Origin of the sequence: Geobacillus vulcani PSS1 (assembly GCF_000733845.1) — a bacterium.
In the GTDB taxonomy this organism is placed as follows: Bacteria; Bacillota; Bacilli; order Bacillales; family Anoxybacillaceae; genus Geobacillus; species Geobacillus vulcani.
Genome location: NZ_JPOI01000001.1, coordinates 1,021,482 through 1,035,797 on the forward strand (window position 1 = coordinate 1,021,482; position 14,316 = coordinate 1,035,797).

The 14,316-nt window shown below is 53.2% G+C and carries 16 protein-coding genes and 1 pseudogene; 10 read left to right on the forward strand and 7 right to left on the reverse strand.

Features of this window, described 5'->3' with window-relative positions; all coding sequences use genetic code 11:
• Nucleotides 1-41: 41 nt before the first annotated feature.
• A pseudogene (locus N685_RS18275) lies at nucleotides 42-1,524 on the reverse strand (transposase).
• 156 nt (nucleotides 1,525-1,680) lie between these two features.
• On the opposite strand from N685_RS18275, the gene N685_RS19980 reads away from it, so the two are divergent.
• The 4 genes from N685_RS19980 (at nucleotide 1,681) to N685_RS0105545 (ending at nucleotide 5,846) form a co-directional block, all read left to right on the forward strand.
• A complete protein-coding gene (locus N685_RS19980) occupies nucleotides 1,681-1,824 on the forward strand; it encodes a hypothetical protein (protein ID WP_237746874.1) in 144 nt (47 codons plus the stop codon).
• 875 nt (nucleotides 1,825-2,699) lie between these two features.
• A complete protein-coding gene (locus tag N685_RS19760) occupies nucleotides 2,700-2,849 on the forward strand; it encodes a hypothetical protein (RefSeq protein ID WP_167332994.1) in 150 nt (49 codons plus the stop codon).
• Nucleotides 2,850-3,031: 182 nt separating this feature from the next.
• On the forward strand, nucleotides 3,032-3,667 hold the full coding sequence (locus tag N685_RS0105540; RefSeq protein ID WP_031406543.1) for an FMN-dependent NADH-azoreductase: 636 nt from the start codon (nucleotides 3,032-3,034) through the stop codon (nucleotides 3,665-3,667).
• A gap of 310 nt (nucleotides 3,668-3,977) precedes the next feature.
• Entirely contained in the window at nucleotides 3,978-5,846 is a 1,869-nt protein-coding gene (locus N685_RS0105545; protein ID WP_156961403.1) for a SpoIIE family protein phosphatase, read from the forward strand.
• A gap of 49 nt (nucleotides 5,847-5,895) precedes the next feature.
• Here the strand turns inward: N685_RS0105545 and N685_RS0105550 are convergent, their stop codons facing one another.
• The 3 genes from N685_RS0105550 to N685_RS0105560 are packed head-to-tail and all read right to left on the reverse strand — an operon-like array spanning nucleotide 5,896 to nucleotide 7,461.
• Complete coding sequence (locus N685_RS0105550; RefSeq protein WP_031406551.1) at nucleotides 5,896-6,666, reverse strand: sigma-70 family RNA polymerase sigma factor; 771 nt, start codon at nucleotides 6,664-6,666, stop codon at nucleotides 5,896-5,898.
• Nucleotides 6,626-7,114 (reverse strand): anti-sigma B factor RsbW, encoded by a 489-nt coding sequence (rsbW, locus tag N685_RS0105555; protein WP_031406553.1) that lies wholly within the window; start codon nucleotides 7,112-7,114, stop codon nucleotides 6,626-6,628. Before rsbW ends, N685_RS0105550 begins: the two co-directional genes overlap by 41 nt.
• The gene (locus tag N685_RS0105560; protein ID WP_031406555.1) at nucleotides 7,111-7,461 is read right to left on the reverse strand and encodes an STAS domain-containing protein; all 351 of its coding nucleotides are present in this window, start codon (nucleotides 7,459-7,461) and stop codon (nucleotides 7,111-7,113) included. The genes rsbW and N685_RS0105560 overlap by 4 nt, the downstream gene beginning before the upstream one ends.
• Nucleotides 7,462-7,589: 128 nt before the next feature.
• On the opposite strand from N685_RS0105560, the gene N685_RS0105565 reads away from it, so the two are divergent.
• The 4 genes from N685_RS0105565 to N685_RS0105580 all read left to right on the forward strand — a co-directional run bounded on the left by N685_RS0105565 (nucleotide 7,590) and on the right by N685_RS0105580 (nucleotide 9,796).
• On the forward strand, nucleotides 7,590-7,973 hold the full coding sequence (locus N685_RS0105565; RefSeq protein WP_031406557.1) for a YkvA family protein: 384 nt from the start codon (nucleotides 7,590-7,592) through the stop codon (nucleotides 7,971-7,973).
• 151 nt (nucleotides 7,974-8,124) lie between these two features.
• Nucleotides 8,125-8,814 carry a uracil-DNA glycosylase gene (locus N685_RS0105570; RefSeq protein WP_031406559.1) on the forward strand — a complete coding sequence of 230 codons (690 nt, stop codon included), beginning with the start codon at nucleotides 8,125-8,127 and terminating at the stop codon, nucleotides 8,812-8,814.
• An 18-nt stretch (nucleotides 8,815-8,832) separates the two neighbouring features.
• Nucleotides 8,833-9,132, forward strand: coding sequence for a YwdI family protein (locus tag N685_RS0105575; RefSeq protein WP_031406561.1), 300 nt, complete (start codon nucleotides 8,833-8,835; stop codon nucleotides 9,130-9,132).
• Nucleotides 9,133-9,424: 292 nt separating this feature from the next.
• Complete coding sequence (locus tag N685_RS0105580; protein WP_031406563.1) at nucleotides 9,425-9,796, forward strand: DUF423 domain-containing protein; 372 nt, start codon at nucleotides 9,425-9,427, stop codon at nucleotides 9,794-9,796.
• A 301-nt stretch (nucleotides 9,797-10,097) separates the two neighbouring features.
• Here N685_RS0105580 and gerQ read toward each other — a convergent pair whose 3' ends face one another.
• The 3 genes from gerQ to hemQ all read right to left on the reverse strand — a co-directional run bounded on the left by gerQ (nucleotide 10,098) and on the right by hemQ (nucleotide 12,098).
• Nucleotides 10,098-10,679, reverse strand: coding sequence for a spore coat protein GerQ (gene gerQ, locus N685_RS0105585; protein ID WP_031406565.1), 582 nt, complete (start codon nucleotides 10,677-10,679; stop codon nucleotides 10,098-10,100).
• A 24-nt stretch (nucleotides 10,680-10,703) separates the two neighbouring features.
• Entirely contained in the window at nucleotides 10,704-11,147 is a 444-nt protein-coding gene (locus tag N685_RS0105590) for a cell wall hydrolase (RefSeq protein ID WP_031406567.1), read from the reverse strand.
• A 204-nt stretch (nucleotides 11,148-11,351) separates the two neighbouring features.
• The gene (hemQ, locus tag N685_RS0105595; RefSeq protein WP_031406569.1) at nucleotides 11,352-12,098 is read right to left on the reverse strand and encodes a hydrogen peroxide-dependent heme synthase; all 747 of its coding nucleotides are present in this window, start codon (nucleotides 12,096-12,098) and stop codon (nucleotides 11,352-11,354) included.
• 243 nt (nucleotides 12,099-12,341) lie between these two features.
• Between hemQ and pta the strand changes: the two genes are divergently transcribed.
• Nucleotides 12,342-13,322: a phosphate acetyltransferase gene (pta, locus tag N685_RS0105600; RefSeq protein WP_031406571.1), complete on the forward strand. Its 981-nt coding sequence runs from the start codon at nucleotides 12,342-12,344 to the stop codon at nucleotides 13,320-13,322.
• Between the two features lie 122 nt (nucleotides 13,323-13,444).
• Complete coding sequence (locus N685_RS0105605) at nucleotides 13,445-14,302, forward strand: lipoate--protein ligase family protein (RefSeq protein ID WP_031406573.1); 858 nt, start codon at nucleotides 13,445-13,447, stop codon at nucleotides 14,300-14,302.
• Nucleotides 14,303-14,316 lie beyond the last annotated feature (14 nt).

Genomic DNA, 14,316 nt, shown 5'->3' on the forward strand with positions numbered 1-14,316 from the left:
TTATAGTAATACATATTCAGTATATTCAGTGAGCCCAATTCCTAGAAGGCCGGTAAATGAATGGGGCATAGACTTCGCTCATGTCGAATTTTGGAGACCATTCTCCCCGCCATTTGGCGCCAAAGGACGGGAGGACGAGCAGGACTTCCTGCTCCAAATTCCATTTTTGCGCACGCCAAAGAGCCGGTCTCCCCTCGTTTTTTTCGAAACCGGCACAATCGCTTCAGATTTTGCACGACGGCGGTCAACAGCGCCTGTTCTTCCATGGCGTAAAGGCCTCGGCTTCGGGCCCGGTCCAGCCCATGACATTCCTTCCCTTCGGCAAACACATGCTCACAACGCGTGCGAAGGGCTTGAATGGATCGATCACCGCCCTGTTGCTGAATGAGCCTCGCTTGGTTGCGAATCTGAACTTCCCGGGCTTTCGCCTGGCGTTGTGCTTCCTGAGCGGGATCCTTCGCCCGGCGCTTCCAGGTTGGAATTTCTTCCATCTCCTTGCGGCGCAGCGACACGAGCGGCGTGATGCCTTGGACGAAGAGCACTTTCAAATACTCCGTGGTGCCATACGCTTTGTCTGCGGACAAGGTCCGAATCGTGATCGACGGGTGGCGAAACCGAATGGAAGCCAGCTGCTCCCAACTCGTCTCCCGCTCCGCCGTTCCGGTGGCGAGGCTGGCCCGTCTGGACAAAATCACGCGCGACTGGACGTCGATGACGTCGTGCACCAGATACCGAGGATACGCTTCCTGCCCTTTGCCTTTCTTGTACAACCGGGCATCCGGATCCGTCACGCTTCGATGGGTTTGGTTGGAAAACGTGGTTCCACGGAAGTTTCCTCGTTCTTCGGCATGGACGCGTTCCCCTGATGGGGGAGACGGAGAAGGCGGGTCGTCATCGGGATTCCGATCCGTCTCCGGGGACTCGGCCTGTTCATCTTCCCGGGCGGTGCGGGCGAGGTAGTCCTCCAACGGTTCCACCGGAGCGAGCTTGACTTCCCGCAAGCTGTGGATCGAAGCATTCGCCCGCACTTGAGTGCCATCGGCCGCCGCATGCACATCCGGCGAGACCAGCCCTGCCGCGATGCACGGATCCACCACGTAGGTCATCAGCCGATCAAAGATTCCGTGTTGGCGCCAGCGCTTCCGTGTTTTGACGAGCGTCGTTCGATCCGGCAGTGTGGGGTGATGAGGATCCGGATGGAGCACGGATTCAACGTCGAGACCGCAAAACCACAAGTATCCGGCATGCATGGGGAGGATCTCATACAACTCCCGCTCGGAGTGGTCGAACAAATACGATAGCAGCATCAGGCGAAGCAGCCGTTCCGGATCCGCTGCTGGACGACCCGTTTTTTCCGTATACAGGGGAGCCACCCAATCGTGAATGACGGAAAAGTCAACCGCTTCGTTGATTTGGCGCAGGATATGATGTGGGGGGAACCAGTTCCTCCATGTCGATGACTTGAAACAGACGAGGCTGAGTCGAAGGATGTTTGGGGGCTTTCATGATCCGCTCACGCTCCATTCCAACGATTCTTCTTCCTTTTTCGACATAAGCCCCCTACATTCCTGCCTTGGCGTGTACTTTTTCACCGGCCTTCTAGAGTTGTTTCGTTTAGATAATCAAGATAATGAAACTGTCTGTATGCTATTGATTTTAGATTATAGGAGACCTAGTGTTTTGGATGATTTTCCTATTTTAAAGGAAATAGAGGATGAGGATTCATTTGAAGGCGCGGAGAATTATATCCACACGGTAATAATTTCCGAAAAGAAATTAGAAGAAAATATTGTGGACCAAATTGCTGAGGTAATCGAAGTGTGAGTAAAATATTTGTGGGTGACGTTCAGGAAGAATCCCCGGCGAGGGTTGCGAACTTTTGTTCGCGACGCTCGTCGGGGCCACCAAGCGAAGCGCGGTAGGAAAAAAGCGGATCTCATGCAAAAAGGACTCTCTCCCTGCTATGATAGTGATTGTCCACACCAACTGAAAACAGGAGAGAGAGAGTCCATGAAACATCTTACCACAGAATGGCCTTTTATGAAAAGAGCTGGAGGAACAATTGTTGAGAACTCTTCAAAAAGTGTTTGCCACCGTGTTGGCGGCCCCTGTCTCGCTCCTCCCTCTGTTTCCCAACGGTATGGACGGGTGCTGTTGGTGGAAGCGGATGGACTCTGTTTCTCGCCAAGGGAAAGGGAAGCGGCTTCGGGCGTTTATGGACCATGATCATCCAAAGCGATGGAATAGGGCGGAGAGAAAGGAAGGTTGGAGGAGGAAGAACCCCGGAGGGCAGCCTCGGCCCCGACGAAGGCCAAGTGAGTCGAACAGGCCAAACGGGAGACAGGACGGCGGGTGGCGGATGTGAGGCGACAAAACATCCTGTGTCTTCAACCGTCATCGGGGACGCCCATCGATCAAGCGTTTCCGGCTCTTCGCGATGGTGGTTGGATGTAAAAAATGAGACTAAATGGAGTCACCTCATGATGAGGGATGAGAGTACAAAAGTGCTTACGGATATAAACTCCTGAAAATGGTCCAATCACCCGTGATTTCCAAACTCCATAGGAGCCAAAAAACGTTCTCCACCAAGTCTTGGCCGACTCGAATTTCAAAAAACGATCGAATTCCCGCCGCATAAATGGTAAAATAGGAGCACAGACTAGTTCCTGCATCCTGCATGGATCAAAGGAGGGTCCACCATGATGGAAGGAAAACCGATCTACTACGATGGAAGCAGCCATCTGCCTGGCAGTAATGAAAACGCTGTCAAAAACGAACCGTTTACGCTCACGGATGAGATACGAAAACAAATCAGCGGCAATCCGTTTGTTGTTGAGCAAAGCGAATAGCCGATCCGCACGTCAATTGCCTCTAGGGCAATTTTTTTTTGGGCAAATGATTTGCGAAATTCGTCTCATCCTTCTATAATTATCTCTTGTTCGAGATATTTGGAACAAAGATAAATGCATGCCGTTGTGGCAAGTGGCACACACTAACATGCTGAGATCATCGAAGAAAGGGAGTATGCATCATGACAAAAGTATTGTACATTACCGCCCATCCGCATGATGACACGCAGTCTTACAGCATGGCGGTCGGGAAGGCGTTTATTGACACGTACAAACAAGTGCATCCGGATCACGAAGTCATTCATCTCGACTTGTATAAAGAATACATCCCGGAAATTGACGTCGACGTATTCAGCGGTTGGGGCAAACTTCGCTCCGGGAAATCGTTTGAAGAGCTGTCTGACGAAGAAAAAGCGAAAGTCGGGCGGATGAACGAACTGTGCGAACAGTTTATTTCCGCCGATAAATATGTCTTTGTGACGCCAATGTGGAACTTTTCTTTCCCGCCGGTATTGAAAGCGTACATTGACGCCGTGGCGGTGGCCGGCAAGACCTTTAAATATACGGAACAAGGGCCGGTCGGATTGCTGACGGACAAAAAGGCGCTCCATATTCAAGCGCGCGGTGGATTTTATTCGGAAGGCCCCGCGGCACAAATGGAGATGGGACATCGGTATTTAAGCGTCATTATGCAGTTTTTCGGCGTGCCGTCGTTTGAAGGGCTGTTTGTGGAAGGGCATGCGGCCGTGCCGGAAAAGGCAGAAGAAATCAAAGCGAACGCCATCGCTCGGGCAAAAGATTTGGCGCACACGTTCTAATAAGACGCTTTGAACAGGTTGACGATTTCGAAGCTGCATGGGACATGATACTTCATCGTCGCCGCCGGCGCGGTTGGCCTCATGATGTCGATTTCAAAATTGCATGGGAAATGATCGTGGTGGAGGACGCTCTCTGTTTAGAGAGCGTTCTTTTTGTTGTTCCGGCGGTGGAAGCGAAAATGAGGAGGCGGCGACGTTCGTATGCGTTTGATGTCCAACGTATGGTATAATAAGCCATATAGCAGTGAGGAGTGGAGGTTCACCATTTGTGAACAAAGATCAACGATATCGGCCAGCGCGTTGGCACGTCATGGCGGCAACGCTGGCGGCTGGGCTGTTTGGCTTGCTTCTGTTCGCTGGCGGTCGTCTGCCGCTTTTGCTAGAATTCGATCATCCTATTCTTCTTTCTTTAGGGTTTGCCGCTGTCGTCGTCTGTTGGCTTGTCGCCTTGCAAGGATGGGCCGTATTTCCGCATACGCTGTCAACCGAGCGGCTCATGATGGGGGCGTTGTTTTTTTCTGCGGGGGCGCTCTTTTCTGTTCATTTTGTCCTTTCCTTCACAGAGGACGACGTTTTGGCGGCGCTGTTTTCGCTCGCTGCCCGCTTTACGCTTGCTTGGGGGCTGCTCTTTCTCTTTTCACGGCCCGATGAGGTGATGGAACGGCAAAGCGGGCAACGCTGGCAGGCGTTTTTGGCCGCGTTTTTGTATACGGCGGCTGTTAGTTTGTTCATCCATATCACGTCCCCGTTTTGGCCGGCGCATGGAACGATCCGCTGGCCGTTTTGGTGGCGCGCAGGGGAAGGAGCGGTCGGTTTGCTTGAGGCAGCGGCGTCCGTGTTCACATGGCGGCGTTTTCGGCAAGGGAGGGCCCCCGCTTCCCTATACTGGTCTATGGCGCTTCTATTATTTGCCCTCGGCCAATGGTTGCTCATGTTTGGCAGCGGGTATGGGCTATGGGGACAGCTTTATGAAATGGCTGGATTTTTGTATGTCGTGCGTGCCATGTATGTGGAAACGGTGGAAAAGCCATACGTGGAGCTGAAGCACCGTGAACAACAGCTCGAGATGATGGCGAACGCCCTCGGAGAAGGATTGCTGATGGTGAATCGCGACGGGCAGATCGTTTGGATGAATCCGGAGGCGAGCCGGTTGATCGGCGCCACTTTGGAAGAGGCGAAAGGCAAGCCGCTGTTTTCGTTTGTCTCATTAGCGGGGCCAGACGGCGACAAGTGGGATTGGAAGCAGCTGCGCCGCGTCGTCAAACGGCTGAAAAGCGGCGAGGTGATTCGCGTCGAGGAGGAGCCGTTTCGCCGCCGCGACGGCGTCTGCCTGCCGGTCGGTTATACGCTGGCGCCGGTGTTGGAAAACGGTGCGCTGGCGGGGCTTGTCGCCGTCTTGCGCGACATGACGGAGAAAAAAGAGAAAGAGCGGCTTGAGCGTGAACGCGAACAACTCGACTTTGAGCTGTCGCTTGCCGCGAATATGCAGCGAACGCTTTTACAGACGTCCTCGAAGATGGACTTGCCCTCGTATGTGGACATCGGTGTCCTGAGCGTCCCTGCCCGAGTGTTGAGCGGCGATTTTTACCACTTTGCTGTCCATCAAACATCGGTGTCTACCGGCATTGCCGATGTGTCGGGGAAAGGCATTCCAGCGGCGATGCTCATGACGCTTATGAAATTTATTCTAGACCGGACCGTCCATTACGGAACGCAGCCGCACGTGTATCTTGACCTGTTGAACCGGTTCGCTTATGACTACACCGAGCCGTCGATGTTTGTCACGATGTTTGTCGGCAATTACAACGAAAAAACGCATACGTTCTCGTACGCGTGCGCTGGACACGAACCGGCGCTCTGGTATCAGGCGAAAACGAAGCAATGCGTGCCGCTCACCGCCAAAGGCTGCGCGCTCGGCTTGTTTCCGCAATTTTCATTTGAGACGAAGTCGGTGGTGCTCGAGCCGGGTGATTTTGTGCTGCTGTACACCGACGGGGTGACGGAAAAACGCGGCGAAGAGGAGGACGATGATTTTTCCGTTCTCGCCTCCATGGTCGCCCGCGTCAATCTTGACCAGCCGGCATCGGAAATCGTTCGCGAGTTGTATGAGCATATTCAAGCGTATCATCAATACAAGCCAAAAGATGATCAGACGTTGTTGTTGCTGCGCCGCCGCTAACATGATCTGCCCGGCCGCTTGATCGGTCCGGCAGCGCGATGTTTGACCGCTATGATGAATAGGCGGCGAGCTGCCGCTTTAATTTCGCGATCGCCCGCTTTTGAATGCGGCTGATCGTCATTTGCGAGACGCCGAGCCGCTCAGCGAGCGCACGTTGTGTTTCCCCGCGCCGAAAGATGGCGTCGATGACGATTTGTTCTTGCTCGCTCAATTTGCCGATCGCCTGCTCTAAATCCATTCGCTCGATCAATGACTCGATTTCGTTCGCTTCATCCGCGACGAAATCGCCGATCGTCGTCGCATCTTTGTCCCCGTCTTGCACCGGGGCATCGAGCGAGACGGCTTGGTAATGGTCGCGTCCGGCCAAAACTTCGATCGTCTCTTCGACCGATAAGCCTAAGTGGTCAGCGATCTCATCGATCGTCGGCGACCGTTCAAGCTTGACCGTCAATTCGTCGATCGCCTGCTGCACTTTGCTTCCTTTTTCCTTCACCTTGCGCGGCACTTGGATGTACCAGGCTTTGTCGCGCAAATAGTTTTTCATATAGCCGATCAAGCTTTTCATCGCATACGACTCAAAGCTTGTTCCTTGTTTGGGGTCGTAATGGTCAAGGAGGCGCAAAAACGACAGCCGGCCGACTTGAAACAAGTCTTCGTAAAAGTCTGGACGGCTGCGCGCCATTTTTCTCGCTGCGGCCGCAATGAGCGGCTCGAAGCGCACGAGCAAGGCCGTCGCCGCTTCTTCCGTCTTTGTTCGTTGATAGGCGGAAATGAGGGCGTCAAGCTTGCTCTTGGACAGAGGAGGGGGATATACAGTCATGGGCATGCTCTCCTTCGCCGCGATGGCGGAATTTCGTCAGGCGGACTTCCGTTCCGTCCTTTGTCGTGACGGTGACATCGTCCATGAGCGCTCCCATCAAAAACAGGCCGAGGCCGCCCGCTTTTACGTCTTCAAGCGGTTTCGCGGACAGGGGCGCCGCTTGCTTGGCCACCTGTTTGTAATCAAACCCTTTGCCTTCATCTTTAATCACGATGGAAAGCGCATCAGCGCTCATCTCAAAGCGCAGATGAATGTCACCGCTTCTCCCGTTGTATGCGTGAAGAACGACGTTGTTGCACGCTTCAGAGATGGCGACTTTCATATCTTCAATTTCTTCATAGGAAAAGCCCATCTTGGCAGCCAGCCCGTATAACGTCAAACGTGCGATATCAATAAACTGCGCATCGGCTGGAATGGATAGCTGTACGACGGTTTCATGCTCTTTCATGATTGGCCTCCGACCCTTTCTGTCGCATTGTTCGTTTCGGAAAAAAAGTAGGAAACCCCAGTCAAATCAAATAGGCGCTGTACCTTTGGCGGCACATTTTCAATCATAAACAGCGCTTCTTGTTTTTTGCGCGTTTTCAGCAGTGCGACAAACATCCCGATGCCGGTGCTGTCGATATACGTCAACTCTTCAAGGCGGATGACAAGCGGTTTTGACGCGTCATGAGCAAGCGGTTCGACGGCGCGTTGAAACTGTTCGGCCGCTGCCAAATCAAGCTCGCCTTTTATGTATACAACATGACGGTCTGGCTGTTCTTCATGTACAACGTGAAATCGTTTCCTATCCACGGTTGTTCACCTCACATGATCGATGAGTCGGTTTCATGATGATGTGGGAAGGTTGTCCATTTTACAACGTTTATTTTGCTATACCCATATTTTATACGATATGAAACAGGAAAGGACAGGGAGATGCGATGCTGAAAAAGTGGAAACAATGGGCAAAGACGTTGAAACGGGACATATTCGTCTTGTATTCTGCGGTTCGCGACCGGCGCGTTTCCATCTGGCTGCGGCTGTTTATGCTGGCCGTTGTGGCGTATGCGTTCAGCCCGATCGATTTGATCCCCGATTTTGTTCCGGTTCTGGGGTATATCGATGATTTGCTGCTTTTGCCACTTGGTATTTACTTGGCGCTGAAATGGCTGCCGAAAGACATCGTCGCCGAACACCGGGCGCGGGCGGAAGAGCTCGCCAAGCACGGCAAACCGACGAATTGGGCCGCTGGGGCGCTGATCCTTTTTTTATACGTGCTGCTTGGCGTTTGGCTGCTCCGGTGGTTGATTTCGTGGACATTTTGATCTTCTTTGATGGCTGCGGCAAGGGATTGGCACATTTCTTGTTGGGGAAACAGGTTTCGCCATGGCTCCCTATTCACTTTGCTTTGACGGTGGTGTCTTTTTGGTTACAATGATAAAAGGAAAAAAGCCGATGGCAAAGGAGTTGCTCGCAATGCCGATTCTCAAAAACGACTGGGCTCCGCTGCTTGAAGAGGAGTTTCAAAAACCGTACTACTTGAAGCTGCGCGAATTTTTAAAAGTAGAGTACCGGACGCGGACGATCTATCCCGATATGCACGATATTTTCAACGCTCTTCATTACACGCCGTACGCGAACGTCAAAGTTGTGCTGCTTGGGCAAGATCCGTACCACGGTCCGGGGCAGGCGCACGGGTTGAGTTTTTCCGTCAAGCCGGGTGTGCCGGTGCCGCCGTCTTTAGTGAACATTTTCAAAGAGCTGCATGATGACCTTGGCTGCTACATACCGGATAACGGCTATCTCGTGAAATGGGCCGAGCAAGGGGTGCTATTGTTAAACACGGTGTTGACCGTCCGCCGCGGCCAGGCGAACTCCCACCGCGGCAAAGGGTGGGAACATTTCACCGACCGCGTCATTGAACTCGTCAATGAAAAAGACGATCCCGTCGTCTTTTTGCTTTGGGGCCGGAATGCGCAAGAGAAAAAAGAACGGATTACGAATCCACGCCATCTCATTATCGAAGCGCCGCACCCGAGCCCGTTTTCCGCCGCGCGCGGCTTTTTCGGCCACCGCCCATTTTCGCGGACGAACGCGTTTTTAACCGAGCACGGACGCGAGCCGATCGACTGGCAAATCGAGAACATCGGTGTCCGCACTGAATGAAGAAAGGGGGAAGAAGTCATGACGATCTCCTTTGCGGCGGTTGTCGCCAAAATGGAAGACGAATTGCACAAAGCGAAGGCGACCCATGACCCGCAGCGGATGCGCGAACATGTCGCCGCCGTCCGCGCCTTATGTGACTTAATGCTCGAAACAGCTAGTTCTTCACAACCGTCCGCTCCGGCTGCCTCTACAGGGCCGCTTGTCGTCGGCGGGCCGATGTCGGTTGCTGGTGGGCTTTCGTTTGGAGTCGTTTCTGTCGGGGGACGCTCCCCTGACATTGATGATGAGGCGAACGGGGAGTCGTTGTTGGATTTTTGAGGGAAAGACAAGGAAAACCCGTGGAGCGGCTCTTTCCTTTTAACACATTCACCGAGAAGTCTCCCACCTCGAAATGGAATGTAGGTGGGAGATGTTCATATAGCTTATTCTGTTTGGCGCCGGAGGACAAGAAGCGGTTCTCCGGCCTGAATGTGGGTCTGGTCAGTGGTGCTCCCGATCGGCTGGTTCCATCAAGTGGGTGCCACCCATTAGTAATTTGTTGTCAGGGAACATTCCCATTATATAATGGAGTGAGGGAAAACAATCTTCCATTTAGAAAGGTGGGACAGCTATGAAAACATTCGTCCTTCTCGGCGCGCTCAATGCGTTTTTGGCTGTGGCGTTGGGGGCGTTTGGCGCACACGGGTTGGAAGGGAAAATTCCGGATCGTTATTTGGAGATTTGGAAAACGGCGGTGCAATATCAGATGTTTCATGCGGCCGGGCTACTGATCGTTGGACTGCTGCTTGGCAAAGCGCCAAATGTCGGGTTGATCGGTGCAGCGGGCTGGGTGATGTTCGCCGGCATTGTGTTGTTTTCTGGGAGTTTGTACGTATTAAGTGTAACGCAGATTAAGCCGCTTGGCGCGATCACTCCGTTTGGCGGCGTTGCTTTTTTGGTCGCTTGGGTGATGATTGGTTATGCGGCGTTGAAATGGCTGTAAACGGAGCACGGGGCAAGGTGTACTCCGAACAGGAAAGCACGCGCTGTCCCAATCATAGAAGGCACCTCTTTTGGTTCATTTGCCATCATGATATACAACTGGACGTCGGCAATATGTGATGGTCGTCACATCAGATGAAATAAAGAAGAGAGGGGCTTCCAAGAGGGTAATGCTCCTTAAACCAAACACAATATATTGTTTCTTATCGATCATTTTGCTGCTATATACGGTAATAAGAGAGGGTGTCCCGAGTTTTTGGGACACCCTCTCTGCTCATCGAACATCGGTTTTGCGCTTGCACTTAGCGCGGCGAATAGGAGGCGAGCGGCGTGGCGGAGGCGCCGGCAAACGGATATTCGTAGGCGATTTCGCCTTCAAATGTGACGTAATCGAGGTAAATCATCGGGATCAAATAGCGTGTTCCCGTTTGCGGGTCGCTTAAAATGACATGGTCGCGCCCGGCCGCTTCAATGACGCCGCGGAACACTTTCGCATTCCACTCGCGGTTGTTTTCAAACGTCGCATAGATAGTGGCGACTTTTCCTTTGTTTAGCCGCAAAATGTTTTCGATGTACGACTCTTCGATCGGCAGCATCCCCGGAATTGTCGGACCGGCGGTGGTCGGTGTCGGCGTCGGGGCGGCAAACGTCGGCGCCTGCAAACCGAACGTCGGGGCGGTTGTTGTCGGCGTCATCGTCGGGGCGGCCGCCGCTTGCGGATAGTAGGAATACGGGTACGCCGCCGGATAGTATGGCTGCGGATACGGGTAGCCGTACGGATAAGCTGCATACGGTTGTTGCCGCTCCGGGTCGAACGGTGCATGGTAATGGTATTGCTGTTTCTCATCAAGCGGATAGAAATTGTTTTCTGTATGGTTGGACATAAAAAAACCTCCTCATATGAAAAGTTAGTAAACGCGCGGACAATCGGATGGAGTCGGCGCGAAGAAGCAATGCGATTTGTAGCGGCCGACGTTCCATTGGTTGAACCATTGCGGCGGGCAAGGCTCGCCTTCAGGCGGCTTAAAAAACCAAAGGGCGTTTGTCGCTGGGTGGTAGCGCCAACCGCGGAGCACTTGGCGGGCTAGTCCGATATCCACTTCGCGCGCCCGTTGGTAAAAGTACCCTTTTTGCACCGCCTCAAAGCCGCCCGGGCTTTGGAACACCATTTGCCGGATGGAGCGGATGCCGCGGAAGTCAAGGCAGTTGGCGATGACGCGGTTGACGCCGACGTTGCCGACCATGAGCATCCCAAGCCGCCCGTCTCCTTCCGCTTCCGCTCGCATGAGCCGAGCCAGCAACTTTACTTCCTCTTCTGTGTGGGCTACAATGGAGGGAGCGATCTGACCCATATCGTCACCTCAGTCGTTGTGAATTTCGACAGTAATAGGCTATTGGTGGAACGAGAAAATGGTGACACACGAACAGAATGTTTCTGAAAAGATTTTCTGTTTTTATGTGTATGGGGGAATCAGGCTGCATATGACAGAAAGCGGATGATTGTCCAAAAAAGCAGCGAAAACGAAGCAAAGCCCCGTATCGTTCGGGGCTTTGCTTCATACATGGAGGAAAGAAGGCACTTTTTCCGCTGACAGGCGGGTGCCGACGAAAAAGGAGCCAAACTCGCCAAAACGGGCGCTTACTTCGTCAAAGCGCATTTCATAAACGAGCTTTTTGAACTGGAGCGCATCATCCGAAAACAAGGTGACGCCCCATTCGAAATCATCCAAGCCGACGGAGCCGGTGATGATTTGCGTCACTTTTCCGGCGTATTTTCGGCCGGTCATGCCGTGGGCGCGCATCAGTTCGCGCCGCTCTTCCATCGAGAGCATGTACCAGTTGTCTTGGCCTTGGCGCCGTTTATCCATCGGGTAGAAGCAAATATAGTTCGTTTTCGGCAAAATGGGGTACAGACGGCGGCGCACTTCTGGAATTTGGTACGGATCTTCGCTGCCGGACGCCAAGTAGTTGCTTAACTCCACGACCGAAACGTACGAGTACGCAGGTAGCAAATAGTCAGCGAGTTTCGTTTTGTTAAGCGCTGTTTCGATTTCATGCAACTCATCCAGCGTCGGACGCAAAATCATGAACAGAATGTCCGCTTTTTGTCCGACGATCGTGTAGACAGCATGGCTTCCTTGCTTCTCGCTTTCCGTCGTCTCCCATTGGTCGACAAGCGCCAAAAACTCACTGATCGCTGCCTCGCGCTCTTCGCTCGGCAACGTTTTCCATGCGCTCCAGTCGATCGTGCGGAAATCGTGCAAACAATACCAACCGTCCAACGTTTGGGCCGCTTCACTCATCATCTTCACTCCTTATGAGATCGAGTATGTCCACTATCACTATACCATAGTTTGCCCAAAAACGCTGATATTGGCGTACGGGATCAAAATGTACAGAATAGTTACAAAAGATGAATTATTGGTTGGAAGGGCTTACCTGCGTTGCGTTTCCCTATAAAAGAGGTATGCTTAATAGAGTAGGAAAAGGGATGGCGTGCCTTGCGAGGGAAAACGCCAGCCGCAATAATGAAGGAGGCGTAACTGGTGGCAAATGATTTATTTACGGCATTAAAAACGAAAGTTGCTGGCATGGGACGGAAAATCGTGTTCCCCGAAGGAACGGACGATCGCATTTTGACGGCGGCGAGCCGTTTGGCGACAGAGCAAGTGCTTCAGCCGATCGTCCTCGGCGATGAGCAAGCCGTACGGGTGAAAGCAGCGGCGCTTGGTTTGCCGCTTGAAGGGGTGGAGATTATCAATCCACGCCGCTATGGCGGATTTGATGAGCTCGTTTCGGCATTTGTGGAGCGGCGCAAAGGGAAAGTGACCGAAGAAGCGGCACGTGAACTTCTTCTCGATGAAAACTATTTTGGAACCATGCTTGTTTATACAGGGTTCGCAGATGGCCTCGTCAGCGGGGCGGCCCACTCGACGGCCGACACCGTCCGACCCGCATTGCAAATCATTAAGACGAAGCCAGGCATCCGCAAAACATCCGGCGTGTTCATCATGGTGCGCGGTGAGGAAAAATATGTGTTTGCCGATTGCGCCATCAACATCGCGCCCAACAGCCAAGATTTGGCGGAAATCGCACTCGAGAGCGCTCAGACGGCGAAAATGTTCGGCCTTCAACCGCGCGTGGCGATGTTAAGTTTTTCCACTAAAGGGTCGGCCTCGTCGCCGGAGACGGAAAAAGTCGTTGAAGCAGTGCGGTTGGCGAAAGAAATGGCGCCGGACCTAATCCTTGACGGTGAGTTTCAATTTGACGCCGCCTTTGTGCCAGAAGTGGCGAAAAAGAAAGCGCCCGATTCCCCCATTCAAGGGGACGCAAATGTCTTTATTTTCCCGAGCCTTGAGGCGGGCAACATCGGCTACAAAATCGCCCAGCGCCTCGGCGGCTTTGAGGCGGTCGGCCCGATTTTGCAGGGGCTGAACAAACCGGTGAACGACCTATCGCGCGGTTGCAGCGCGGAAGACGCCTACAAGCTCGCGCTCATCACCGCCGCCCAGTCGCTTGGGGAGTGACGGGGCTGCCGCTGGATCAAAACGAGAGGCATGCGCCCCTCGTCCCTTTTGCGCCATTCGTTAACGGCGATTTATGTTATAATGAATAGCGTTGGAATGATCTATGCAAGGAGTTGCTCGCGATGAGCCATGAATTGCTGCGGCAGCCGAAATGGCGGGTCATCGATCAGTCGCATTTCGGTCCGCTGTTTGATGCGAAACAATCGTTTGCCATCGATGATGCGTTGTGCACTGCAGTGGGGGCGGGGCTGTCGGATACGGTTGTCCGTACATGGGTTCATGAGAATACCGTCGTCTTAGGCGTCGCGGATACAAAGCTTCCGTACATCGATGAGGCCGTTTCGTTTTTGCGCGAGGAAGGGTACCGCGTTGTTGTCCGCAATTCCGGCGGGTTGGCCGTTGTCCTTGACAGCGGGGTGTTGAATATTTCGCTCATTTTTCCGGAAACGAAAAACACGATTGCTATCGAGCAAGGGTATGAGGCGATGTACGCGCTCATGGCCGCCATGCTTGCTTTATACGGCGCCCGCGTTGAGGCGGGGGAAATCGTCGGTTCGTATTGTCCAGGGAACTATGACTTGAGCATTGACGGCAAAAAATTTGCCGGCATTTCACAGCGTCGGGTGCGAGGCGGCGTTGCCGTGCAAATCTACCTTTGCGTCAACGGGAGCGGAGCCGCGCGGGCTGAGCTGATTCGCCGCTTTTATGAGCTTGGCCGCCAAGGGGAAAAAACGAAATTCGCCTACCCCGATGTTGTCCCAGCTGTTATGGCGTCGCTGTCTGAGCTTCTCGGCCGCGAGTTGTCGATCGATGAGCTGCTTGTCGCCCTTTGGCGCACGCTGCAGTCGTTTGGCAGCGAGCTATATTCATCTGCCCTCGAGGGCGGCGAATGGAATTGGTATGAAAGATATTGGGCGCGCATCGTCGAACGAAATGCCAACGTGTCTCCAGGAGAACCGATGAGAGATGTCAACCCATAAAGACCCTTTCCCTT